The sequence below is a fragment of the Pseudomonas sp. DP-17 genome (genome assembly GCF_022380625.1).
GTDB lineage: Bacteria > Pseudomonadota > Gammaproteobacteria > Pseudomonadales > Pseudomonadaceae > Pseudomonas > Pseudomonas nitroreducens_A.
On sequence record NZ_JAKSXG010000009.1, the window covers coordinates 24,907 to 47,452 of the forward strand.

Below are 22,546 nucleotides of genomic sequence, written 5' to 3' on the forward strand. Positions count from 1 at the left end.
CGCTGCGTACGAGGTTGAGTCGTAAAGAAGATGCTAGGGAAACGATGGCGTGGCTGTCAATCGGACGGGGTCGACAAAATCGTCGGGTCAGCGACTCTCCGCCACCGCCTCGATGAACCGCTCCAGCACCAGGTTCGGCCGGCGGCCCTTGCGGGTCACCACGGTCAGCGGGATGTCGTAGTGGAAGCGCTCCGGCCGCAGCGCGCGCAGGCGGCCCTGGGCGACCCAGTCGGCGGCGTAGTGGTCGGGCAGGTAGCCGATGTAGCTGCCGGTGAGGATCAGGAAGGCCATGCCCTCGCGGTCGGAGGCGTTGGCGCTGCCGCGCAGTTCCTGGTGGCGCTCCTGGGCTTCGGCGGGGATGCGGTAGCTGGGCTCCACGGCGTCGCAGGCGTGGATCTCCTCCACCGTGATGCTTGTATCGTCGCGCTCGAACAACGGGTGCTCCTGGCTGCAGAACAGCAGCGAGCGTTCTTCATAAAGGGCGGAATACTCCAGTCCCGACAGCGGGCTGATGAGCGGCACCACCCCGACATGCAACCGTCCGTCGAGAACTCCCAGCTCGATCTCGTTGGGCGTGGTCATCCCGATGTTGATCCGCACGCCCGGCCCGCTGGCCTTCAGCGCGCGCAGGGCGTGGGTGATGCGCATCTGCGGCAGGGTCACCAGGTTGTTGATGATGCCGATGTTCAGCTCGCCGCGCAGGTGCTGGTGCAGCTCGTTGACCTCGGCGCGGAAACCCTCCAGCGCCGCCAGCAGCGACTGGGTCGCGCGGTATACCTCGCGGCCCTCGTCGGTCAGCGCAAAGCCCGCCCTGCCGCGCTGACACAGGCGCATCCCCAGGCGCTTTTCCAGGTCGCCCATGTGCAGGCTGATCGCCGAGCGGCTGATGCCCAGCGTGCTCTCGGCGGCCGAGAAGCTGCCGCACTCGACTATGGTTTTGAAGATGCGCAGCAGGCGGATCTCGAAGTCGCTGACCTGGCCCAGGGAAGGTGCGCGGGGTTTCGCCATTTTAGTTTTACCAATCCGAAACTGAACGTAAGAAGAATAAGCTTTAACTCACGTTTAGTCAGGCCCACTCTTAGTCCACAAGAGCAGCTCCCATCGCCCCTTAGAACGATGCGGCCTGCGCGCCCAACAAGACTGTCTTCGAGGACAAGCTGCATGAACCAGCAAGTGAACGTCACCCCGTCGGTGGCCAGCGAACTGAACCTGAAGGCCCACTGGATGCCCTTCAGCGCCAACCGCAACTTCCACAAGGACCCGCGCATCATCGTGGCCGCCGAAGGCAGCTGGCTGACGGACGACAAGGGCCGCAAGATCTACGACAGCCTGTCGGGCCTGTGGACCTGCGGTGCCGGTCACTCGCGCAAGGAAATCGCCGACGCGGTGGCCAGGCAGCTGACCACCCTCGACTACTCCCCGGCCTTCCAGTACGGCCACCCGCTGTCCTTCAAGCTGGCCGAGAAGATCACCCAGCTGACCCCGGCCGGCCTCGACCACGTGTTCTTCACCGGCTCGGGCTCCGAGTGCGCCGACACCTCGATCAAGATGGCCCGCGCCTACTGGCGCCTGAAAGGCCAGGCGCAGAAGACCAAGCTGATCGGCCGCGCCCGCGGTTACCACGGGGTGAACGTCGCCGGCACCGCCCTGGGCGGCATCGGCGGCAACCGCAAGATGTTCGGCCAGCTGATGGACGTCGACCACCTGCCGCACACCCTGCAGCCGGGCATGGCCTTCACCAGGGGCATGGCCGAGACTGGCGGCGTCGAGCTGGCCAACGAACTGCTGAAACTGATCGAGCTGCATGACGCTTCCAACATCGCCGCCGTCATCGTCGAGCCGATGTCCGGTTCCGCCGGCGTGCTGGTACCGCCGAAGGGCTACCTGCAGCGCCTGCGCGAAATCTGCGACCAGCACAACATCCTGCTGATCTTCGACGAAGTGATCACCGCCTTCGGCCGCATGGGCAAGGCCACCGGCGCCGAGTTCTTCGGCGTGAAGCCGGACATCATGAACGTCGCCAAGCAGGTCACCAACGGCGCCATCCCCATGGGCGCGGTGATCGCCAGCAGCGAAATCTACGACACCTTCATGGGCCAGAACCTGCCGGAATACGCCGTCGAGTTCGGCCATGGCTACACCTACTCCGCGCACCCGGTCGCCTGCGCCGCCGGTATCGCCGCCCTGGACCTGCTGGAGAAAGAGAACCTGATCCAGCAGTCCCTGGAACTGGCTCCGCACTTCGAGAAGGCCCTGCACGGCCTGAAGGGCGCGAAGAACGTCGTCGACATCCGCAACTGCGGCCTGGCCGGCGCCATCCAGATCGGCGCCCGTGACGGCGACGCCATCGTGCGTCCGTTCGAGGCCAGCATGAAGCTGTGGAAAGAAGGCTTCTACGTGCGCTTCGGCGGCGACACCCTGCAGTTCGGCCCGACCTTCAACGCCAAGCCCGAGGACCTGGACCGCCTGTTCAGCGCCGTGGGCGACGCCCTCAACGGGGTGGCGTAAGTGAGCGAGCGTCCGAAGGCCGTCCCGACGGTACAGATCGACAACGACAAGGTCCTGGTCACCGAGTGGCGCTTCGCCCCCGGTGCCGAGACCGGCTGGCACCGCCACGGCATGGAGTACGTCGTGGTCCCGGTGACCAACGGCGAACTGCTGCTGGAAACCCCCGAGGGGGAGCGCCGTGCGCCGCTGGTCCTGGGCGCGAGCTACACCCGCCAGATCGGTACCGAGCACAACGTGATCAACCCTTGCGATCACGAAGTGGCCTTCATCGAGATCGAGCTCAAGAGCGACGACCACCCGCACAGCCACTGAGCGCGCGGGCACGCGAGAAGGCATGCCGGCGGATGGCACCGTAGAGTGACCTTCCCGGCGAGCCTCGACGCCCGACCCGGGCACCGTACAAATCCCCTCTCCCTTCAGGGAGAGGGCAAGGGAGAGGGGCTCTTGAAAGAACCCCGCCCCACACTTTCAGCGAGAAGAGACTTCCCATGACCACCGTCAAGCACCTGATCGGCGGCGAGATGATCGCCGACACCGGCCGCACCGCCGACGTCTTCAACCCGTCCACCGGCGAGGCCATCCGCAAGGTCCCGCTGGCCAGCCGCGAAACCGTGCAGCAGGCCATCGACGCCGCCAAGGCCGCCTTCCCGGCCTGGCGCAACACCCCGCCGGCCAAGCGTGCCCAGGTGCTGTTCCGCTTCAAGCAACTGCTCGAAGCCAACGAAGCGCGCATCAGCCAGCTGATCAGCGAAGAACACGGCAAGACCCTGGAAGACGCCGCCGGTGAACTCAAGCGCGGCATCGAGAACGTCGAGTACGCCAGCGCCGCCCCGGAAATCCTCAAGGGCGAATACAGCCGCAACGTCGGCCCGAACATCGATGCCTGGAGTGACTTCCAGCCGATCGGCGTGGTCGCCGGCATCACCCCGTTCAACTTCCCGGCCATGGTGCCGCTGTGGATGTACCCGCTGGCCATCGCCTGCGGCAACACCTTCGTGCTGAAGCCGTCCGAGCGTGACCCGAGCTCCACCCTGCTGATCGCCGAACTCTTCGAAGAAGCCGGCCTGCCCAAGGGCGTGCTGAACGTCGTGCACGGCGACAAGACCGCCGTGGACGCGCTGATCGAGGCCCCGGAAGTCAAAGCCCTGAGCTTCGTCGGTTCGACCCCGATCGCCGAGTACATCTATTCCGAAGGCACCAAGCGCGGCAAGCGCGTGCAGGCCCTGGGCGGCGCCAAGAACCACGCCGTGCTGATGCCCGACTGTGACCTGGACAACGCCGTCAGCGCCCTGATGGGGGCGGCCTACGGCTCCTGCGGCGAGCGCTGCATGGCCATCTCTGTCGCCGTTTGCGTGGGCGACCAGATCGGCGACGCGCTGGTCGAGAAGATCGTTCCGCAGATCAAGGCCCTGAAGATCGGCGCCGGCACCTCCTGCGGCCTGGACATGGGCCCGCTGGTCACCGGCGCTGCCCAGCAGAAAGTCACCGGCTACATCGACGCCGGCGTCGAGCAGGGCGCCCAGCTGCTGGTCGACGGCCGCAACTACAAGGTCGCCGGTCACGAGAACGGCTTCTTCGTAGGCGGCACCCTGTTCGACAAGGTGACCCCGGACATGACCATCTACCAGGAAGAAATCTTCGGCCCGGTGCTGTGCATCGTGCGCGTGAACAGCCTGGAAGAAGCCATGCAACTGATCAACGACCACGAATACGGCAACGGCACCTGCATCTTCACCCGCGACGGTGAGGCCGCCCGCCTGTTCTGCGACGAGATCGAAGTCGGCATGGTCGGTGTCAACGTGCCGCTGCCGGTACCGGTGGCCTACCACAGCTTCGGCGGCTGGAAGCGTTCGCTGTTCGGCGACCTGCACGCCTACGGCCCGGATGGCGTGCGCTTCTACACCAAGCGCAAGGCCATCACCCAGCGCTGGCCGCAGCGCAAGTCGCACGAAGCGGCGCAGTTCGCCTTCCCCAGCAATGGTTGATGGCGAGTAAGCGGTAAGGAAAGGCCGGTCCAAGTGACCGGCCTTTTTTGTTTTCAGACGCAATTGCCCAATACTCCAGCCCCCCGGGAGCGTATTCGTAGGATGGCGTGGAGCGCAGCGATACCCATCATTCCCCTGCGTCGATCTCCCCCATCGAGCCGCCGCCCCAGTCCTTCGCCAGCAGCCCTTCGCGCACGTAGCGATGAAACGAAGACCATCTCCAATCCACTACGCGCAAAACGTGGCCGTGCTTGCACGGATTGAAGTGGATGTAGTCCACGTGCCGTGCGAGATCGACGTCATCGCGAATCCGGTGCTCCCAGTAACGGCGTTGCCAGATGCCACGTTCGCCCTTTGTCTGACGGCTGTTGGAGACGACTTCCGTTCTGGGGAGCGCACGTGAGAATTCGGTCTTGATCAGCCGCCAGCGCAGAGCGTAATTGGCGTCGTCGGCCGGCAGGGTACAGATGGTGTGCAGGTGGTCGGGCAGGATAACGATGGCGTCGATTCGCCAGGGGTGACGCTGTTGTGTGTAGCGAAAAGCTGCGCGGAGCAGGTCGATGTGTTCCACGAGCAGGCAGGAGCGACGGTCCGCTAAAGCAAGGGTGAAGAACCAGGTGGCGCCATCAGTTCTGTCGCGGCGGTAAGCGGTCATCACATGTCCTGGGAATTATTGATGGGTATCGCTGCGCTCCACGCCATCCTACGTTCGGGGCCCGTTCTGGCTCTGCGGGGCCGGCTGAAGCTTTGTTGATCGGTATCGCTGCGCTCCACGCCATCCTACGTTCGAGGTCCGTTCCGGCTCTGCGGGAGGAGGCTGAAACCTTTGTAGGATGGTGTGGAGCGAAGCGATACCCATGCTGCGGCTCAGGAGTAGCTGAGCATCCGAGGGATTTCGTCCCAGCGCATCCACAGGTCGCCTTGCCAGTTCAGCAGCATCAGCCGGCGGGCGTCCCAGGTGAGGAGGACGCGGCGGGGTGTGTCGGATTCTGGGGAGTGCTGGTCGCGCAGGGTGGGGAGGACGTCCTGGGTGAGCCAGCGGTCGAGGGATTCGAGTTCGGGTGGCCGAAGCGCAGCAGGGCCTTGTAGAGGGCGGCTTCGCTGAGCATCACGGTTTCTTCGTCGCTGCCGGTGCTGTAGGCGAGGCGGACGGTGCGGACTTCGTGGGGGTAGAAGCGGTGCTGGATGCTGTGGGGGAAGCGGTAGGCGACGAGGCGGGCGATGTCGCGGGCGGCGAACCAGGGTTGGTTGTCGATCATCACGCCGCGCAGGGGGCGGTTGTGGCGGGTGAAGAAGGTTGGGGTGTAGGTGCTGTGCATAAGTGGAACTCCTAACGAGTAAAGGAGCCGCACCCATGTCGCCAAACATAGGAGGCGGACCGCGCGGGGTTGGCGAACCGGACGTCAGGTCCCGGCAGACCCGGAGGTCTCCCCGCGCGATCCGCCATAAGCGTTGCAGAAATTTCTGCAGGGTGCGCGGGGGCCTACAAAAACATTCGCTGTTTTCGTAAGCACCTGTGGGCGCTATCGCGCCTGACGTCTCTGGGTCGCCAAACCCAGGTCACGGATGTGACGGGGCGAGGATAGGAAGGGTAGAGATACCCAACAAGAAGCCGTTTCCGGCGTGCGTGTAGGAGCGAGCTTGGTCGCGAACCTGCTGTGGCACGGTGCTTGTTCGTAGGAGCGGGCTGCGCGGCCCAGGTCTGGCTGCGTTTCGTTTGGGTGTTCAGCGCCGCTTAGGCATGCGCGCGGACTTCTGGTTTCGCCCCCTCGGGCGAGTCCCTTTTGGCATACGCCCCAAAAGGAACCAAAAGGTCTTGCCCCGGACATCCGGTTTTTCGCTTGGGGCGAAAAATGCCCCCGTTGAATCGAAGTTTCAGGGGCCCGCCGCGAAGGGCCATCCCTGGCCCATCGCGGCTCTCGCGACATCCATGTCGCTCAACCCCTGAAACTCCAATTCAACGGGGCCTCCTGAACGGGGCCGTTCGGCGTGCGCGGATGTTTCTCTGGAAGTCTTCAAGAGCGGGGGCCGGAGCCAGAGCCGGAGCCAGGGACGTAGGGCGAATAACCCGGAACGGGTTATCCGCCGACAATGGTTTTCTGCCGATGGGGCCGTGCCAGCGCCGTCCCCTCACCCCAGCACTCTCCCCTAGGAGAGGGAGCCGACCGTGCCGGCTGACGCTGAGGTTTCATCCTGTTCCGGACGGTCCCCTCTCCCTTCAGGGAGAGGGTTAGGGAGAGGGGCCTTTGATCTTGTCGGCGCGGACTCTGATTGATCCGGCGAGGACTGCGTGGGGCGGATTCGCGAGCAAGGGCTAGGCGTCCCCCTCGCTCCTACAAAAAGCGGAGTTGCAATCAGCCCAAATGTTTCTTCAGGTAGATCCGCTGATGCCCCGGCGGGCAGTCTTCAAGGACGCCCATGCGTTCGAAGCCCTGCTTCTCGTAGAAGCCGGGGGCCTGGAAGCTGTAGGTGTAGAGGAACAGGCCGACGCAGCCGCGGCGACGGGCTTCGTCTTCGGCCAGGGCGATGAGCTGGCTGCCCAGGCCGCTGCCGCGCTGGTCGTCCTGCAGCCAGAGGTAGTCGATGTACAGCCAGCCCATGCCGGACTGGCCGAACATGCCGCCGACCACTTCACCCTCTGCGTTACGCGCGTAGAGTTCGAAGTCGTCATAGGTGTTGCTGCGGCCCATCTGCCCGAGGTTGTAGGCGAGCAGGCCCTTGACCACGATGTCGCGCGCCTGCGGGTCGATGCCGAGGGTGAATTCGAATGGGGTTTGCATGGTGCCCTCCGGATTGGCGAAGGGCACCAGTCTAGGGAGATGCCAGCGCGATGGGTAGGCGCCTTTGGTAGCGGCGGGCGTGCTGGGACGAACTGCGCGGGAAGCTCAGAGCAGTTCCTTGCGCGTGGTGTTGATCAGCTGGAGCTGCGTGTCACGGAAGAACAGGTAGCGATAGGCGCCGTTGCTGGGGCCATACATCCAGGTTTCCAGCTGTGGCTGTCCCGGGACGAACTTTCCGTCGGGCCCGCGACGCGGTTGGGTGGGAGGCGTGACCACGCGCTTGTCCGGTTGCCCGCATTTGGCGAGCACTTCGTCCATCGGGTCGCCTTCGTTGATCAGGCTGGTGCCGCAACGCAGCGTGCCGGCCTGGGCGGTTCCGGCGGCCAGGGTGAGGAGGAGTGCTGTAGTCAGCCAGGGGCGCATGGGTCGGTTCCGGTGCGGGTTCGCTGCCCAGTCTAATGCCCGGGAATCAGCCGTTTCATTGCGCTGATGCAATGTCAGCGCACGGGGCCCACATTGCGCACGTACAGGTCCTTGCCACCATTGCCGCTGCCGCCCCGCGCCTGCAGTTCGAAGCGCTTGGGGTGGCCCTTGATCAGGTCGCTGAGCTTCTTGAAACCATACAGGCGCGGATCGAACGCGGGCTGCAGCTTGCTGATGTTCTGGCCGAGGGCGCCCAGCTGCACCCAGTCGTCATCGTCGCCGTCGAGGTCGTCGAGCACCTTGGCGATGAAGTCCAGCGGGACCTTCTGCGACTTGGGCTTGGCGGCAGGCTTGGGCGTGTCGTTGGCGCTCGGGGCGGCACTCTTGTCGGCCACAATGATCGGCTCGACAGGTGCCTCGGGCGCAGCGCGCAGGATCTCGGTGTAGATGAACTTGTCGCAGGCGGAGACGAAGGGCTTGGGCGTCTTCTCTTCGCCGAAGCCATAGACGGTCAGGCCCTCTTCGCGCAGGCGCGCGGCGAGGCGGGTGAAGTCGCTGTCGCTGGAGACCAGGCAGAAACCGTCGAAGCGGCGGGTGTAGAGCAGATCCATGGCGTCGATGATCAACGCGCTGTCAGTGGCGTTCTTGCCGCTGGTGTAGGCGAACTGCTGCATGGGTTGTATGGAGTGGTCGAGCAGCACCTGCTTCCACTTGCCCAGGTTGGGCTTGGTCCAGTCGCCGTAGATGCGCTTGACGCTGGCGACGCCGTATTTGGCGATCTCCTCGAACAGGCCCTCGACGATGGCGGCAGGGGCGTTGTCGGCGTCGATCAGCACGGCGAGGTGGGTCTGCTGGCGAGTGGCGGGGGACTTGTTGGCCATGCTGCATCCTTTGCTGGGGTTCAGACGACCTTAGTGCGCGATGCCGGGCGCGACAACCCGGATGCACCAATGGAGTCATTGCGCCATCATCGGAGCAGGCATATCCTCCGCCCCCGTTCAGGGAGGAACGTGGCGCCATCATTCGATCGCGAACTGCCTGGGCGTCCCATCTGCCATCGAAGGAATGACCATGCTTCGCTTTCTCTGCGTTTCCCTTTTCGCGATCCTGCTGACCGGCTGCGCCTCTTCGGCGAAGGTCGAGAACATGCAGGTCAATGACCAGCAGGCGCATACCCAGGGCTACGATGCCGCGCTGCGCAACAATCTCCAGGTCGCCGACGTCGAGGGCGGCAAGAAGACCAACCCGATGTGGACCTCGCAGATCGACGGCGCCGACTTCCGCGCTGCACTGGAGCAATCCCTGGGCAAGGCCGGGCTGCTCGGCCAGGGCGACAAGGCGGCGTATTCGCTGCGCACCAAGCTGGTCAGCCTCGACCAGCCGGTCTTCGGCTTCAACTTCACCGTGACCTCGACCGTCGAGTACAGCCTGGTGGAAAACGCCGGTGGCCGCGTGGTCTGGCAGGAAACCGTCAAGGAGCCCTTCACCGCTGGCGTGGGTGATGCGTTCTACGGCGTGACCCGTCTGCGCCTGGCCAACGAAGGCTCGGCCCGCGCCAACATCAACACCCTGCTGCAACGCCTGGGTGGCCTGAAGCTGGGTGCCGGTCAGGTGTCGCTGCAGAACTGATCTCGCGCTGCAGGAAGAGCCCGGCCTTGGCCGGGCATTTTTCCGGGTGCCGCCGTTACGCGGAGGCGAACTCGCATTTGTCGCGCCCGCTGCGCTTGGCGTCCAGCAGGGCGGCGTCGGCGCGGCTCAGGGTCTGGGAGTAGCTCTCGCCCGGCTGGTGTTCGGCGACGCCGAAGCTGGCGGTAACGGACAGGGCGTCAGTACCTACACGCACGGCCAGGCAGCGGATGTCGTTGCGCACGCGCTCGATGATGACGGCGGAATCGGCCAGGCGGGTGTCGGGGAGGATCAGCAGGAATTCCTCGCCGCCCCAGCGGCCGCAGAGGTCGTACTGGCGCAGGGCGGCTTCCATGGCGCGGCCGATTTCCACCAGCACGCGGTCGCCGACTTCGTGGCCCCAGGTGTCGTTGACCTGCTTGAAACGGTCGACGTCGAGCATGGCCAGTACGTACGGATCGCCGTGGCGCTGGGCGCGCTCGCTTTCTTCGCGCAGACGCTCCATCAGCAGGCGGCGGTTGGCGATGCCGGTGAGGGTGTCGTGGGTCGAGGCTTCCTTCAGTGCGATGTTCAGGTCGCGCATCATGTCCTGGTAGCGGTCGGAGATGCGCGCGACCTTTTCCAGCTGCCGCAGCTGCTTGTGGTAGCGCTCGGACAGCGTGCTGTTCTGCTGCCGGGCCATGGACTGGAAGCCGTCGGAAATCCTTGCGATGCGTTCCAGGCGCGCGAGCTGGTCGAGGGATTGCTGGTGCTTCTGGTACAGGGCCTCGCGCAGGGGGTGCCCTTGGTACTGGGGGTCGGCCAGCAGTTCTTCGATCAGCAGGTCCAGCTCGCGCTCGCTAGTCATGGCACTTACTCGTCGTAGGCTTGGATGACGAACGGGAAGGTACAGTCCTCGCGGAATTCCTCGGCCAGTTCGGCGACGCGTTCATTGCGCCGGTCATAGTGCCACGCCACGCGGGTGCTGCGGCCCTGGCAGTGGGCTTCTTCGAGCAGGTCGAAGATGTCCATCATGGCCTTGATCGAGCTGGTGTTGAGGTACAGAAGGCGCAGGTCGAGTTCCAGCGGCCGCTGTTCCTGCGTGAGGAAGCGTTCGACCCACTCGATGACCTGGCCGAACAGCTCATAGGAGTTCTCCGGGTAGGAGTCGCCTTGCATTGCGAGGATGCCGGCCTGCCAATCGCCGTGGATCTGTGGGGTGGACTGGGTTCCGGTGACGTTGAGATCGCTCATGTCGGGTCTTCCTGAATTTCGCGGTTCAGATCACGGCGCGCAGGCTGAAGAAGGCGCGGCCGTCGGGTTGTTCGGTGAGGGAGGTCTTGAGCGGCGCGCTGGACTTGCGGGCAATATCCAGCAGGCCAAGACCCGCGCCGGTGGAGGCTTCGGCGTCGCGCGGGCGACGCAGCTGTTCCTTGTAGGCAGCCTTGAGCTGGGCCTTGTCGAACCCGGCGATGGCTTCGATACTGCGCACCAGCCCCTGGCCGTCGGCCAGTTCCACCAGGTTGCCGGCGGAGACCACGTAGTGGCCTTCGTCGTTGCGGGCGATCGCCACGGTGGCCGAGGCTTCCTGCTCGTTGTAGCCGCGCTGGGTGGCGTAGTGGCGGATGTTCTGGGTCATCTCGATGTAGACCGCGAACACGTCCATTGCTTCGCTGGGATGCGCCTGCTCGGCCTGCATGTAGTTGCGCAGCGCGTGGCCGATCTCCTCGATCAGGCTGCGCGAGATGGGCCCGTTGAAGCAGAGCAATATGCGTTGCCGGGTAAAGCTCTCGCGCATGGCCAACAGATCTAGCGATTCCATGGATTAACCCCTAGTCGAAGCGGAAAGAGAGAATGGTGATGTCGTCGCGCTGCGGCTGCTCACCCTGGTAGTGGGCGAGGGTAGCGGCGAACACGTCGGCCTGCTCGGCCAGCGGTCGGCGCGCGTGGTTGCGCAGCAGGTCGGCGAAGCGGCTGTTGCCGAAGCCGAAGCCGTGCTCGCCGCCGGCCTGGTCGAGGAAGCCGTCGGTGCACAGGTAATAGGTCCAGCCGGCTTCCATCGGGATTTCCACGTCCTGATAGTCGCCCTGGCGCTTGTCGCCGATGGCGCGGCGCGCGCCTTTGTATTCGCGCACGTCGCTGCCGTCGCAGGCGAACAGGGAAATCTTCGCCCCTGAGAAGTGAAGCCGCTTGCGCTGGTGGTCGACGCGCACCAGGCCCGCGTCCATGTTGGTGGCCAGCGAGTGGGTGAACTCTTCCTGGCCGAGCATGCCGCGCATCACGTGGTCGGTTTCGCGCAGGATGGCGGCCGGGTCGTGGCTCTTCACGCTGTCGATGGCGTGGTCGATGGCGGCCAGGGCGAGCATGGTCATCAGCGCGCCGGGTACGCCGTGGCCGGCGCAGTCCACCACGCCGATCAGGCTGTCCAGCGGGCCTTCGCGGTAGATGTAGAAGTCGCCGCCGACCACGTCGCGCGGTTTCCACAGGACGAAATGGTGCTCGCCCAGGGACGCCTGCAACTGGCGGTCGGGAAGGATGGCGCGCTGGATCAGGCTGGCGTAGTCGATGGAGTCGCCGATCTTCTTCTGCGCCGCGGCCATCTCGCGGTTGGCCGCTTCCAGCGCCTGGGTGCGCTGCTGGACCTTGTCTTCCAGTTCCTCGGTGTGCCGGCGGACCTGGTCGGCCATGCTGGCGAAGGCGCTGGAGAGTTCGCCGATCTCGTCCGGGCGGGTGCGCGGCAGCGGGCTGTCGTATTGCCCGGCGGCAATCGCCTTGGCCGATTGCTTGAGGCCGCGCAGCGGGCGCAGCACCAGCAGGTCGACGGTGTAGGCGAAGCCGATCAGCAGGATCGCCAGCAGCCCGGCGAGGGTGCCCACCAGCGGCCAGATCCAGCGACTGTCGAGCACCTGCGCGGCATGCAGGTCGATGGCGCTGAGCACGTGCCAGCGCAGCTGCGGGATGTAGGCGGTGGCGATCAGCTGCTCCTTGCCATCGAGAGTCGCCCACATGCTTTCCACTTCGCCGGGGTTGACCTCCGCCTGGCGCAGGGTCTGGCGCAGCGCGGTACGTTCCTGGTCATTGGCCAGCAGGTCGTACACGTGGTGCTTGGCCTGGCCGCTGGAGCCGGAGTTGAAGGCGATCAGGCGGGTGTCCGGGTGCGCCTGGATGGCGCCCTCGGGGTCGACGATCATCGGCGTCACCCCGGCCTCGCGGCGCGAGATGAACTGGTCGAGGAACTCGGTGAGGTCGAGGCCACCGCCGGCCAGCCCGACCTTCTCGTTGCCGGCGCGCACCACCATGTTGAACCAGACCTTGGTGACCTTGAGCTTCTCGTTGTAGTCGACGTTGATGTTGTACAGCTCGTCGCGCGCGAGGGTGTCGAAGTACCAGGAATCCTTCGGATCATCCCGGCTCAGGGTATAGCGCGGCGAATTGGAGAGTGGCGAGCTGGAGTCGTTGAAGTAGTAATGGCGCGAGGAGTCGACCACCACGAAGTAGGAGTAGTTGTGCTGGTCGGCGCGGAAACCTTCGGCTTCGCGGAAGAACAGCGAGCGGCGCGCCGGATCGTTCTCGGCCAGCAGCCAGTCCTGGGTCACCACGGACTCGGCCAGGCGCCGCGACAGCGCCAGTTCGCGGATCACCGGTGCGATGATCTTCTGCTGATTGAGCAGCGTGAAGTTCCTCGCGAAGGCGAGGCCGAAATGCGTGCGGATGTCTTCCATGGCCTTCCAGCCCAGCAGGACTGCCGGTACCAGCGCCAGGAGACAGGCGATGAGCAGTGCCACCACCGATTTGCCGCGCAACCCCCATCTTGCCGCCATGGCTATCTCGATTCCCCGTGCCGCCCGCCGTGTGCCGGTCTTTTGGCGAAAGCTCAATTGTGCATTTTGTATACGGGCACAATCAAACCAAATTGCTATCGAATCGCCATATTATTGGCGCCACTCGATTGGCCGGAGTCTAGACCCTGTGGGAAATGGTGCTCAGCCCAGGAGGACGATTCCTGCAGAACTAGACGCGGTTCCCACTTCCGCTTTGGCGCGCCTGCTGTAGGAGAGAGCCTGCTATGCGCTCCAGCGGCAGGACTTCCTTCGCCGCGCCCAGTTCCACTGCTTCGCGGGGCATGCCGTAGACCACGCAGGTGGCTTCGTCCTGGGCGACGGTGTGGCCACCGGCCTGGCGGATCGCCTGCAGGCCGCGCGCGCCGTCCTTGCCCATACCGGTGAGCAAGGCGGCGATGAGATTGCGTCCGGCGCAGCGGGCGAGGGAGTTGAACATCACGTCCACTGCCGGCCGGTGGCCGTTCACCGCCGCCTCGCGGTGCAGGCGGACCACGTAGTTGGCGCCGCTGCGCTGCACTTCCATGTGATAGTCGCCGGGGGCGAGCAGTACGTGGCCGGGGAGGATGCGGTCGCCGTCGCGGGCTTCGCGTACTGACAGGCGTGTCTGACGGTCCAATCTTTCAGCGTAGGACTTGGTGAAGCCCGGCGGCATGTGCAGGGTGACGACGGTGCCCGGGCAATCCGGAGGCAGGCCCAGCAGCACTTCCTTGATCGCCTCGGTGCCGCCGGTGGAGGCGCCGATGGCGAAGATCTTCTCGGTGCTCAGCAGCGGTCCGCCGCTGGTTTCGCTGGCGGCGGTTGCCGTGGGGCGTGCGCGAGGCAAGCGCGCGCGGGCGGCGGCCTTGAGCTTGGCGCAGATGTCCTCGGCGTAGGCCTGCATGCCTTCGGCGATGCCCAGTCGCGGCTTGGCGATGAAGTCGATCGCGCCCAGCTCCAGAGCGCGCAGCGTGGCCTCGGAGCCCTTCTCGGTGAGCGAGGAGATCATCAGCACCGGGGTGGGCCGGCCCTTCATCAGCTTGTCGAGGAAGGTCAGGCCGTCCATGCGCGGCATTTCCACATCCAGCGTGATGACGTCCGGCGCGTGCTGCTTGATCAGGTCGCGGGCGACGAAGGCGTCGGGCGCGGCGCCCACCAGCTGCAGCTCCGGGTCGTTGTGGATGATGTCCTTGAGCAGGCTGCGAATCAGCGCCGAGTCGTCGACGATCAGGACCTTGACGGCCATCGGGCATCCCTCCGTTCAGAACAGGTCGATACTCCCGCCGCGCTCCCGACGGGACAGTTGCTGGCAGTACTGCCGCTCGCGCTGCAGTACCGTGTCGTTGGCCAGGGTGCGCAGCTTGCGCACCAGCACGCGGCCGCTGGCGGGGAAGAAATAGACCTTGCGCGGGTAGACGTCGAGCAGGTCCTGGGCGGCCAGCGGGATGCCTTCGCTCTCCAGGTAATGCAGGACGAACTCGACGTTGCGCTGGCCGACGTCGGCGCTGAGGTTCTTCAGCACCGAGCCGCCGCCGAATACCTTGGCCTCGAAGTGCCGGCGCTGGCCGCCGCGACGCATCAGGCCGTTGATCAGCAGGTCCATGGCGTGCACGCCGTAGCGCCCGGAGTTGGACAGCAGACCCTGCACCCCCGTGTCGCCGGGCAGCATGAAGTGGTTCATGCCGCCCAGCCCGCTGCTGCGGTCGCGCAGGCAGACGGACACGCAGGAGCCGAGCACCGTGACCAGCATCAGCGGCTCGGCGGTGACGTAGCACTCGCCGGGCAGCAGCTTCACGGCCTCCATGCCGAAGCGTGGATCGTAGTAGCGGTTGGGTTGGTCCAGGGCTGCGCCCATCAGTGGCTCTCCACCGCCTGGTAGGTCGTACGCCCCACCGAACGCACCAGGTGGCCGGCGTGGACGAAGTTTTCCGAATGCCCGGCGAAGAACAGCCCGCCGGGCCGCAGCAGGCGCACCATGCGCTCGAGCAGGCGGGTCTGGGTCGGCTTGTCGAAATAGATCATCACGTTGCGGCAGAAGATCGCGTCCAGCCCGCCGGGGATGCCCCAGTCGCGGTCGAGCAGGTTGATCTGCCGGTAGTCGATCATCTGCCGAAGCTCGCGCACCACCCGCGCCTTGCCGGTATTGCCGCCGGTGCCACGGAGGAAGAAGCGCCTCTTCTGCGCAGGGCTCAGGGCCTCGATGCGCTCCAGCGGGTAGATGCCCTGGCGCGCCTGGCCGAGCACGCCGGTGTCGATGTCGGAGGCGATCAGCTCCACGGGCGGGGCGAAGCTGCCGAGCGCGTCCACCAGGGTCATGGCCATGGAGTAGGGCTCCTCGCCGGTGCTCGAGGCGGTGGACCAGAAGCGCAGCGGCTGATGGTCCTGCACCTGCTCGGCGGCGAAGCGGCCGAGATGGTCGAAGTGGTGCTTCTCGCGGAAGAAGGCGGTGAGGTTGGTGGTCAGTGCGTTGACGAACTGCTGCCACTCTTCCTCGTGGCTTTCCAGGTAGGCGAAGTACTCGGCGAAGCTGCCCAGCCGCAGGCTGCGCAGGCGCCGCGACAGGCGGCTGTAGACCAGCTGCTGCTTGTTCTCCGAGAGGCTGATGCCGGCATGCTGGTACAAGCGCTCGCGCACCTGCTGGAAGTCCCGGCGGGTGTAGTGGAATTCGTGCTCGGGGGCGGGCAGGTGGATGGGCATTGGTGGGTCTCGGTGGTAGCGGATTTCGGTGGGACGGGATGGTCCGGTGCTGGGCGTTGCCCTCTCCCCCGCCCTCTCCCTTCAGGGAGAGGGTTAGGGAGAGGGGCATTTGTCGTTCGGCGCAGCAGATATCACCCGGCCATCCCTGGCCCGCGCGCGGCGGCCGACCCTCCCATTGCTCCGGCCACCGCCATCCTTCAGCCCCGCCCGATCAGAACTCTTCCCAGTCGTCCTCTTTACCCTTGGCGCGCACCGCCTTGGCCACGCCACGGGCGGCGCGCGAGGTGTGCGCGGCCGGCTCGGCGCGGGCCGGGCGGGCCGAGGCCAGCGGTACGACGGTGGCCGCAATGGATTCGAGCTTGAACACCCCGACCTGCTGGTTGAGCATGCCGGCCTGCTCCTGCAGGGCCTCGGCCGAGGCGGCGGCTTCTTCCACCAGCGCGGCGTTCTGCTGGGTCATCTCGTCCATCTGCGACACGGCGCCGTTCACTTCCTCGATGCCGCTGCTCTGCTCGGCAGAAGCGGCGGCGATCTCGGCCATGATGTCGGTGACGCGCTTGATCGCCACCACGATGTCGCTCATGGTCTGGCCGGCCTGGGCGACCAGGGTGTTGCCGCTCTCGACCTTGTCCACCGAGTCGTTGATCAGCGTCTTGATCTCCTTGGCGGCGGCGGCGGAGCGCTGCGCCAGGGTGCGCACCTCACCGGCCACCACGGCGAAGCCGCGGCCCTGTTCGCCCGCGCGCGCTGCCTCCACCGCGGCGTTGAGCGCGAGGATGTTGGTCTGGAAGGCGATGCCGTCGATTACCCCGATGATGTCCGCGATCTTGCGCGCCGAGTCGTTGATCGCGGACATGGTGCCCACCACCTTCTGCACCACGCTGCCGCCTTCGGTGGCGACCTCGGAGGCGTTCACCGCCAGCGAGTTGGCCTGGCGTGCGTTCTCGGCGTTGAGCTTCACGGTGCTGGTCAGCTCCTCCATGCTCGACGCGGTTTCTTCCAGGCTGGAGGCCTGCTGCTCGGTACGGGTGGAGAGCTCGGCGTTGCCGCTGGCGATCTCGCTGGCGGCGGTGTGGATGGTGCCGGCCGCTTCGCGGATCTGCCCGAGCATGCGCGACAGGCTCTGGGCGGTCTCGTTGGCGTAGTCCTTGAGCTCGCCGAAGGTGCCCTGGTAGTCGGCGTCGATGCGTTGGGTCAGGTCGCCCTGGGCCAGCGCACCGAGCATGCGGGTGACGTCGCGCAGACCCTTGTCGGCGGTGTCCACCAGACTGTTCAGGCCGGTGGCGAGCTTGAGGAAGAAGCCTTCCTTATTCTCAGCCTCGATGCGCTTGCTGAAGTCACCGGCGACGGCGGCGTCCACCAGTTGCGAGACCTCCTGCTCGGCGCGGAACTCCTCGGTGCGGTCGGTCCACTGCACGGCCGAGCCCAGGCGCTCGCCGGCATCGTTGAACACCGGCACCACGTCGAGGGCGAAACGGCGGCCGCCCAGGTTCAGCTCGGCCTTGTGCCGCGTGGTCAGGTGGGCGAGCATGCCGCGCTGGTGCGCCGGGTTCTTGTGGAACATGTCGATGTTGGCGCCCATCAGGCGGCTGGCGTTGAAGTTCGGCAGCTGCTTGCGGATGTCGGCCTCGGCGTTGCCGAGCATCTCGCTCACCGTGCGGTTCATGTAGATGATCTCGAGGTCGTTGTTGGCGATCATCACGTTGGCCGAGACGTTATCCAGCGCGCTCTTGATTCGCGCGTTGTACTCGGCGGCATCGGCGCCGGCCTTGAGGCTGTCGCGCACACCGTCGATGGCTTCGGTGATGATGGCCTTCTTGCCGGGCAGGCGGTCCATGTCCACCGAGTAATCGCCCTTGCCGTAGGCAGTGACGGTGGCGACGACCTTCATCTTCACCGCGATATGCGCGGCGACCAGGTCGTTGACGCCCTTGGCGATGCGCGCCGTGCGACCGGCGAACTTGTCCGCCGGGATCACCTCGTCGATCCAGCCCAGTTCGTGCTGGCGGGTCATCTCCATCAGGCCGATTTCCAGGGCTTCGGCCTGGGCCAGCTCCGTGCGTTGTTCACGCAGGCAGCGCTGGACGCTGCGCAGCCCGTCGTAGAGGCGCTCATAGCCGGGCGCGGGGGCTTCGCCGATGGCGACGTCGAGGTTGCCGTCCACCAGGCTGTGGAGGAGGGCGGTGATGCGGTCGGCGCGTTGCTGCGCCACGGCGTGTGCGTTGAACAGACCCATTGTGGTTTCCTCGGCTGATTCTTCTTGTCGTGTCGCAATCAGGCTGCGGTTTCATCGACCAGCGCCATCTCGCGGCTGGTCATGAGTTTTTCGATGTCCACCAGGATCAGCATGCGCTCGCCCGCGGTGGCCAGGCCGAGCAGGTATTCGGTATCGAAGCTGGCGGCGAATTCGGGGCGCGGCTTGATCTCCTCGCCGGCCAGGGCGATCACGTCGGAAACCGAGTCCACCACTGCGCCGACGATGCGCCGGCCGACGTTGAGGATGATCACCACGGTGAACTGGTCGTAGCTGATGTCGGCCAGGTTGAACTTGATGCGCAGGTCGACGATGGGAACGATGGCGCCGCGCAGGTTGATCACGCCCTTGATGAAGGCGGGGGCATTGGCGATTGCCGTGACCTGGTCGTAGCCACGGATTTCCTGCACGCGCAGGATGTCGATGGCGTATTCCTCGCGGCCCAGGGTGAAGGTGAGGTATTCCTGCACCGGGCTGCTCGCCGCAGTGGCTTCAGCTGCGCTCATGGGTGGGTTCTCCTTGTGCTGCCAGGCGCGGCAGGGCGTCGACATCGAGGATCAGGGCGACGCTGCCGTCACCCATGATGGTGGCGCCGGCGATACCGTCGATCCGGCGGAAGTTCTGTTCCAGGCTCTTGATCACCACCTGCTGCTGGCCGACCAGTTCGTCCACCTGCAGGGCAAAGCTCCTGCCCTCGGATTCGAGGATGACCACGATCCCCTGCTCCGGCGGCACGGGTTCCGCGCCGATGCGCAGCAGCTGGTTGAGGGAGAACAGCGGCAGGTATTCGCCGCGCACGCGGATCACCGTCGATTCCTCGCCGGCCAGGCCGCGCACGTCGTCGGCACGGGCCTGCAGCGACTCGACGATGTAGGTCAGCGGTACCACGTAGTTGACCTGCTCCACGGCGACGATCAGGCCATCGAGGATGGCCAGGGTCAGCGGCAGGCGGATGCACATGCGCGTGCCCATGCCGGGCGCGGAGTCGATGTCGATGCGCCCACCCATGGCCTGGATGTTGCGCCGCACCACGTCCATGCCCACGCCGCGGCCGGAGAGCTCGGTAACCGCTTCGGCGGTGGAGAAACCGGGCATGAAGATCAGTTGCCAGACCTCCGCATCGCTCATCCCGTCGTGCACAGCCAAGCCCTTCTCGCGGGCCTTGGCGAGGATGCGCTCGCGGGACAGACCGCGGCCGTCATCGGAGATTTCCACCACCACGCTGCCGCCCTGGTGGCTGGCGGCGAGCTTCACCGAGCCCTGGGCCGGCTTGCCGGCAGCCAGGCGTTCGGCGGGCGTCTCGATGCCGTGGTCGATGCTGTTGCGGACGATGTGGGTGAGCGGGTCGCTGAGCTTCTCGATGACGCTCTTGTCCAGCTCGGTGTGCTCGCCCTGGAGGATCAGCTCGACCTGCTTGCCCAGCCGCGCGGAGGTGTCGTGCACCAGGCGCGGGAAGCGGCTGAAGATGAAGCTGATCGGCAGCATGCGGATCGACATCACCGATTCCTGGAGGTCGCGGGTGTTGTGTTCCAGTTGCGCCAGGGCCTGCTGCAGACGTTCGAAGTGGGTGGGGTCGAGGTCCTCGCTGAGCTGGCTGAGCATGGCCTGGGTGATCACCAGCTCGCCCACCAGGTTGATCAGGCTGTCGATCTTCTCGACGCTGACACGGATGGAGCTGGATTCGCTGTCGGTGCGCGGCGCGGCGGCAGGTCTGCTGGCGGGCGGCGGCGCCTTGGGCGCTTCGCTGACCGGAGTGGGCGCTGCGGCAATGGGGGCGCCGGGAGCGTCGTCGAAGAAACCGAAATCGTCGTCGCTGCGGGTGCGGGCCTCGCTGGCGACGGGGGTGCCGGGTGCATCGTCGAAGAAGCCGAACGCATCGTCGTCGCTGGCGCTGTTTTGAGTTGCCACGGGGGCGTCGTCGAACAGACCGAAGTCGTCATCGGCGACCGCCGTGACAGGCTCCGCCAGCCAGGCGCGCAGGCGCTCGACGGTGGCCGCCACCGGTGCGTCCGGGTCGGGCACCTGGCTGCGGTGTGCGTCGAGCAGGCGCTGCAGGACATCACGGGCCTCGAGGAACACGCCGATCATGTCCACGTGCAGAGCGGTCTGCCCGCAGCGGATGCGGTCCAGCAGGGTTTCCAGCTCGTGGGTCACGGCGGTCAGGTCGTCGAAACCGAACATGCCGCTGGAACCCTTGATCGAGTGGGCGGCGCGGAAAATGCCATTGAGCGTCTCGGCGTCCGGCTGATCGAGGTCGAGCCCGATCAGCAGGAGTTCGAGGGTCGCCAGGTGTTCGTCGGTTTCCTCGAAGAACACCTGGAGGAACTGCTCCATACCAGTCGCCATTGGTGGTTCCCCTAGGGCAGGACCTTGCGGGTCACTTCCAGCAGTTTCGGCGGGTCGAACGGCTTGACCAGCCACCCGGTGGCACCCGCGCTCCTGCCCTGCTGCTTCATGGCGTCGCTGGATTCGGTGGTCAGCATGAGGATCGGCGTACCGCGGTAGCCGGCCATGTCGCGCAGGCTGCGGATCAGCGTCAGGCCGTCCATGTTCGGCATGTTCTGGTCGGTGAATACCAGGCTGTAAATCTTGCGCTGGGCCTTGCCCAGGCCGTCCTTGCCGTCCACGGCCTCGTCCACCTCGTAGCCGGCGGACTTGAGCGTGAAGCTGAGCATCTGCCGGATGGAGGCTGAGTCATCGACGATCAGAATCTGCTTTCCCATTGCGTTGGTTCTCCTCGGATTGCAATGCGTTTGCTTGGCGCCAGGCGCGCGCTCGCTCGCGCCATCCCGGCGCGCTGAAAGTGGTGTGGGGCTCAGCCGATCAGGGCGAGGTTGGCGAGCCAGTGTTTGTTAAAGCGGGCGATGACGGACTGCAGCATGGCGATGCCTCCTGGGCTCGGATCACGTCAGAACAGTTCTACTTCGCCGGCGCTGAGGCTGGTCTGGGCAACCGGGTTGCTCAGGGGGCGGCCGAGCTCGGTGACTTCTTTGCGCAGGCGCTCGCCCCACTCGCCGGGCGGGCGGCCATCCAGCGCGCCGAGGCCGACGGCGAGGGCGCCGAGGCGGGCGCTGTGCTTGCCGATCTGGCCGATCAGTTGGCTGCTCATGTCCTGGAACTGCAGGGCGGTGACCGCGGCGTTGACGCCCTCGCCCACTTCCAGGGAGATGCGGTCCAGCTCCTGCACCACCTTCACGGTGTGCTGGTTCATGGCGTCGAGGTCGTCGAGCATGGTCTGGATCTTCTTGCGTGAGTCCAGGGCGAAGGTCATGTCCTTGTCGGCCAGCTGGCTGATGGCGCCTTCGGCGTCCTTGATCTCGCGGTAGACCACGTCGACGTGCTCGCGGATGGCCTGGGAGAAGTGCGTGGAGCGGGTCGACAGTGCGCGCACCTCGTCGGCTACCACGGCGAAGCCGCGGCCGCTTTCGCCGGCGCGGGCGGCCTCGATGGCGGCGTTCAAGGCCAGCAGGTTGGTCTGCTTGGCGATGGCGTCCATGTCCTGGGTGGATTGCAGGATCTCGGCGATCTTGTGTGTCACGCGATCCATGCGCTCCACCAGCTGCTGCGAGGTGCGGCTGGTCTCCAGGGTGGCTTCGACGAACAGCCCGAGGGTTTCCTGGGTGGCATGGATGAAGCGCTGGAAGTCGATGTCGTCATCCAGGTGGCCGCGTCCGTCGTAGCGTTCGATCAGCGAGTGAGACAAGCCGCGCTGAGTGTCGATGCGCTCGGCGAGGGCGTGGAAGCTGTCGGTCAGCTGGCGGATGGCCTGGTGCAGGAGGTTGTCGATCTGATGGGCGTGGCCGTTGAGCGAGCCCAGGTGGCCTTCCACGGCTTCCTGCACGGGGCGCCATTGCGGCAGCTCGTCGCTGTGCGGGGCGGCTGCAGGCGCATCGGTGCCGGTTCTGCCGGCGCCGCGCAGCAGGCTGCTCAATACCAGGCTGGAGACCCAGCCCACCGGCAACATCCACCAGAAGGGCACACCGACCGCGCAGAGCGCCGCCACGACTATCCATGGCAGTGACTGGATGACGAGGCGCCGCGGCCAATCCGGGCCGGTCCCTTGAACCGCCTGAGGGTTCAACTGTGAATCGCGCATGCATGCACTCCATTGCCGGGCGCCGGTAACCGGGCCAAACGGCTGCTGACAGCATCTTGAGCAGGAATTCGGCCTGGCGATTTAAAACTAGAGGGCTAAAGCGTGATGTCAAACTGACGGCATATTCCCGTCACAGGGATAGACCCTTGATCTAGAGGGGTTTTCAGTGAATGACCGTTCATCTTGGTTGCCTGGATGGCGACGGGCGGTAGCGCGCAGCCCTTGTGTGGCGCGGGTTGTGGCGATTTTTCGATGACAAAACGTGCCCGCCGGAATGGCATCCGGAGCCACGTTGTCGGCGGACAGGGGAGAGTGGGTGCCGCTCCTGCAGGTGTCGACGAATGCGTAGGAGCGGACGGAGTCCGCTCCTACGAGTGCCG

General features: G+C 65.7%; 22 protein-coding genes. 4 read left to right on the plus strand and 18 right to left on the minus strand.

Going from position 1 to position 22,546, the window contains the following annotated elements; genetic code table 11:
- Positions 1–87 precede the first annotated feature (87 nt).
- Positions 88–1,008 carry a LysR family transcriptional regulator gene (locus MJ122_RS14570; RefSeq protein WP_239744641.1) on the minus strand — a complete coding sequence of 307 codons (921 nt, stop codon included), beginning with the start codon at positions 1,006–1,008 and terminating at the stop codon, positions 88–90.
- Between the two features lie 153 nt (positions 1,009–1,161).
- On the opposite strand from MJ122_RS14570, the gene MJ122_RS14575 reads away from it, so the two are divergent.
- The 3 genes from MJ122_RS14575 to MJ122_RS14585 all read left to right on the plus strand — a co-directional run bounded on the left by MJ122_RS14575 (position 1,162) and on the right by MJ122_RS14585 (position 4,493).
- Positions 1,162–2,508: an aspartate aminotransferase family protein gene (locus tag MJ122_RS14575; RefSeq protein WP_239744642.1), complete on the plus strand. Its 1,347-nt coding sequence runs from the start codon at positions 1,162–1,164 to the stop codon at positions 2,506–2,508.
- Positions 2,509–2,820 (plus strand): cupin domain-containing protein, encoded by a 312-nt coding sequence (locus MJ122_RS14580; protein WP_054910633.1) that lies wholly within the window; start codon positions 2,509–2,511, stop codon positions 2,818–2,820.
- 176 nt (positions 2,821–2,996) lie between these two features.
- Complete coding sequence (locus MJ122_RS14585) at positions 2,997–4,493, plus strand: CoA-acylating methylmalonate-semialdehyde dehydrogenase (RefSeq protein WP_239744643.1); 1,497 nt, start codon at positions 2,997–2,999, stop codon at positions 4,491–4,493.
- A 127-nt stretch (positions 4,494–4,620) separates the two neighbouring features.
- Here the strand turns inward: MJ122_RS14585 and MJ122_RS14590 are convergent, their stop codons facing one another.
- From MJ122_RS14590 to MJ122_RS14610, 5 genes are all read right to left on the minus strand, one after another.
- Positions 4,621–5,148 carry a transposase gene (locus MJ122_RS14590; protein WP_239744644.1) on the minus strand — a complete coding sequence of 176 codons (528 nt, stop codon included), beginning with the start codon at positions 5,146–5,148 and terminating at the stop codon, positions 4,621–4,623.
- A gap of 283 nt (positions 5,149–5,431) precedes the next feature.
- On the minus strand, positions 5,432–5,812 hold the full coding sequence (locus tag MJ122_RS14595) for a BRO family protein (protein ID WP_239744645.1): 381 nt from the start codon (positions 5,810–5,812) through the stop codon (positions 5,432–5,434).
- Positions 5,813–6,847: 1,035 nt separating this feature from the next.
- Entirely contained in the window at positions 6,848–7,273 is a 426-nt protein-coding gene (locus MJ122_RS14600) for a GNAT family N-acetyltransferase (RefSeq protein WP_017517815.1), read from the minus strand.
- Positions 7,274–7,378: 105 nt separating this feature from the next.
- Positions 7,379–7,696 (minus strand): DUF2845 domain-containing protein, encoded by a 318-nt coding sequence (locus MJ122_RS14605; RefSeq protein WP_239744646.1) that lies wholly within the window; start codon positions 7,694–7,696, stop codon positions 7,379–7,381.
- 74 nt (positions 7,697–7,770) lie between these two features.
- Entirely contained in the window at positions 7,771–8,577 is an 807-nt protein-coding gene (locus MJ122_RS14610) for an NYN domain-containing protein (RefSeq protein ID WP_088420468.1), read from the minus strand.
- 190 nt (positions 8,578–8,767) lie between these two features.
- Between MJ122_RS14610 and MJ122_RS14615 the strand changes: the two genes are divergently transcribed.
- Positions 8,768–9,325, plus strand: a complete 558-nt coding sequence (locus tag MJ122_RS14615; RefSeq protein ID WP_088420466.1) for a hypothetical protein — start codon at positions 8,768–8,770, stop codon at positions 9,323–9,325.
- A 55-nt stretch (positions 9,326–9,380) separates the two neighbouring features.
- On the opposite strand, the gene siaD is transcribed toward MJ122_RS14615, so the two are convergent.
- The 12 genes from siaD to MJ122_RS14675 all read right to left on the minus strand — a co-directional run bounded on the left by siaD (position 9,381) and on the right by MJ122_RS14675 (position 22,166).
- A complete protein-coding gene (siaD, locus tag MJ122_RS14620) occupies positions 9,381–10,169 on the minus strand; it encodes a biofilm regulation diguanylate cyclase SiaD (protein WP_206780669.1) in 789 nt (262 codons plus the stop codon).
- 5 nt (positions 10,170–10,174) lie between these two features.
- Complete coding sequence (gene siaC / locus MJ122_RS14625) at positions 10,175–10,555, minus strand: biofilm regulation phosphoprotein SiaC (protein ID WP_017517820.1); 381 nt, start codon at positions 10,553–10,555, stop codon at positions 10,175–10,177.
- 25 nt (positions 10,556–10,580) lie between these two features.
- Positions 10,581–11,123 (minus strand): biofilm regulation protein kinase SiaB, encoded by a 543-nt coding sequence (siaB, locus tag MJ122_RS14630; protein ID WP_026078895.1) that lies wholly within the window; start codon positions 11,121–11,123, stop codon positions 10,581–10,583.
- 10 nt (positions 11,124–11,133) lie between these two features.
- Complete coding sequence (gene siaA, locus MJ122_RS14635) at positions 11,134–13,122, minus strand: biofilm regulation protein phosphatase SiaA (RefSeq protein ID WP_088420464.1); 1,989 nt, start codon at positions 13,120–13,122, stop codon at positions 11,134–11,136.
- A 190-nt stretch (positions 13,123–13,312) separates the two neighbouring features.
- Positions 13,313–14,365, minus strand: coding sequence for a chemotaxis response regulator protein-glutamate methylesterase (locus MJ122_RS14640; protein ID WP_088420462.1), 1,053 nt, complete (start codon positions 14,363–14,365; stop codon positions 13,313–13,315).
- 15 nt (positions 14,366–14,380) lie between these two features.
- Positions 14,381–14,974: a chemoreceptor glutamine deamidase CheD gene (gene cheD, locus MJ122_RS14645; protein WP_017517824.1), complete on the minus strand. Its 594-nt coding sequence runs from the start codon at positions 14,972–14,974 to the stop codon at positions 14,381–14,383.
- A complete protein-coding gene (locus MJ122_RS14650) occupies positions 14,974–15,816 on the minus strand; it encodes a CheR family methyltransferase (protein WP_239744647.1) in 843 nt (280 codons plus the stop codon). The genes cheD and MJ122_RS14650 overlap by 1 nt, the downstream gene beginning before the upstream one ends.
- A 211-nt stretch (positions 15,817–16,027) precedes the next feature.
- On the minus strand, positions 16,028–18,052 hold the full coding sequence (locus MJ122_RS14655; protein WP_239744648.1) for a methyl-accepting chemotaxis protein: 2,025 nt from the start codon (positions 18,050–18,052) through the stop codon (positions 16,028–16,030).
- A 38-nt stretch (positions 18,053–18,090) separates the two neighbouring features.
- Complete coding sequence (locus tag MJ122_RS14660; RefSeq protein ID WP_017517827.1) at positions 18,091–18,576, minus strand: chemotaxis protein CheW; 486 nt, start codon at positions 18,574–18,576, stop codon at positions 18,091–18,093.
- Complete coding sequence (locus tag MJ122_RS14665; RefSeq protein WP_239744649.1) at positions 18,563–20,416, minus strand: chemotaxis protein CheW; 1,854 nt, start codon at positions 20,414–20,416, stop codon at positions 18,563–18,565. The genes MJ122_RS14660 and MJ122_RS14665 overlap by 14 nt, the downstream gene beginning before the upstream one ends.
- 11 nt (positions 20,417–20,427) lie before the next feature.
- A complete protein-coding gene (locus MJ122_RS14670) occupies positions 20,428–20,793 on the minus strand; it encodes a response regulator (RefSeq protein WP_239744650.1) in 366 nt (121 codons plus the stop codon).
- A gap of 185 nt (positions 20,794–20,978) precedes the next feature.
- Entirely contained in the window at positions 20,979–22,166 is a 1,188-nt protein-coding gene (locus MJ122_RS14675; RefSeq protein ID WP_239744651.1) for a methyl-accepting chemotaxis protein, read from the minus strand.
- Positions 22,167–22,546: the final 380 nt, after the last annotated feature.

What these genes read in the sequence shown, in the direction of transcription:
- MJ122_RS14570 (WP_239744641.1), bottom strand. Translation starts at nt 1,008, where the DNA reads ATGGCGAAACCCCGCGCACCTTCCCTGGGCCAGGTCAGCGACTTCGAG.
- MJ122_RS14575 (WP_239744642.1), top strand. Translation starts at nt 1,162, where the DNA reads ATGAACCAGCAAGTGAACGTCACCCCGTCGGTGGCCAGCGAACTGAAC.
- MJ122_RS14585 (WP_239744643.1), top strand. Translation starts at nt 2,997, where the DNA reads ATGACCACCGTCAAGCACCTGATCGGCGGCGAGATGATCGCCGACACC.
- MJ122_RS14590 (WP_239744644.1), bottom strand. Translation starts at nt 5,148, where the DNA reads ATGACCGCTTACCGCCGCGACAGAACTGATGGCGCCACCTGGTTCTTC.
- MJ122_RS14595 (WP_239744645.1), bottom strand. Translation starts at nt 5,812, where the DNA reads ATGCACAGCACCTACACCCCAACCTTCTTCACCCGCCACAACCGCCCC.
- MJ122_RS14600 (WP_017517815.1), bottom strand. Translation starts at nt 7,273, where the DNA reads ATGCAAACCCCATTCGAATTCACCCTCGGCATCGACCCGCAGGCGCGC.
- MJ122_RS14605 (WP_239744646.1), bottom strand. Translation starts at nt 7,696, where the DNA reads ATGCGCCCCTGGCTGACTACAGCACTCCTCCTCACCCTGGCCGCCGGA.
- MJ122_RS14610 (WP_088420468.1), bottom strand. Translation starts at nt 8,577, where the DNA reads ATGGCCAACAAGTCCCCCGCCACTCGCCAGCAGACCCACCTCGCCGTG.
- MJ122_RS14615 (WP_088420466.1), top strand. Translation starts at nt 8,768, where the DNA reads ATGCTTCGCTTTCTCTGCGTTTCCCTTTTCGCGATCCTGCTGACCGGC.
- siaD (WP_206780669.1), bottom strand. Translation starts at nt 10,169, where the DNA reads ATGACTAGCGAGCGCGAGCTGGACCTGCTGATCGAAGAACTGCTGGCC.
- siaC (WP_017517820.1), bottom strand. Translation starts at nt 10,555, where the DNA reads ATGAGCGATCTCAACGTCACCGGAACCCAGTCCACCCCACAGATCCAC.
- siaB (WP_026078895.1), bottom strand. Translation starts at nt 11,123, where the DNA reads ATGGAATCGCTAGATCTGTTGGCCATGCGCGAGAGCTTTACCCGGCAA.
- siaA (WP_088420464.1), bottom strand. Translation starts at nt 13,122, where the DNA reads ATGGCGGCAAGATGGGGGTTGCGCGGCAAATCGGTGGTGGCACTGCTC.
- MJ122_RS14640 (WP_088420462.1), bottom strand. Translation starts at nt 14,365, where the DNA reads ATGGCCGTCAAGGTCCTGATCGTCGACGACTCGGCGCTGATTCGCAGC.
- cheD (WP_017517824.1), bottom strand. Translation starts at nt 14,974, where the DNA reads ATGGGCGCAGCCCTGGACCAACCCAACCGCTACTACGATCCACGCTTC.
- MJ122_RS14650 (WP_239744647.1), bottom strand. Translation starts at nt 15,816, where the DNA reads ATGCCCATCCACCTGCCCGCCCCCGAGCACGAATTCCACTACACCCGC.
- MJ122_RS14655 (WP_239744648.1), bottom strand. Translation starts at nt 18,052, where the DNA reads ATGGGTCTGTTCAACGCACACGCCGTGGCGCAGCAACGCGCCGACCGC.
- MJ122_RS14660 (WP_017517827.1), bottom strand. Translation starts at nt 18,576, where the DNA reads ATGAGCGCAGCTGAAGCCACTGCGGCGAGCAGCCCGGTGCAGGAATAC.
- MJ122_RS14665 (WP_239744649.1), bottom strand. Translation starts at nt 20,416, where the DNA reads ATGGCGACTGGTATGGAGCAGTTCCTCCAGGTGTTCTTCGAGGAAACC.
- MJ122_RS14670 (WP_239744650.1), bottom strand. Translation starts at nt 20,793, where the DNA reads ATGGGAAAGCAGATTCTGATCGTCGATGACTCAGCCTCCATCCGGCAG.
- MJ122_RS14675 (WP_239744651.1), bottom strand. Translation starts at nt 22,166, where the DNA reads ATGCGCGATTCACAGTTGAACCCTCAGGCGGTTCAAGGGACCGGCCCG.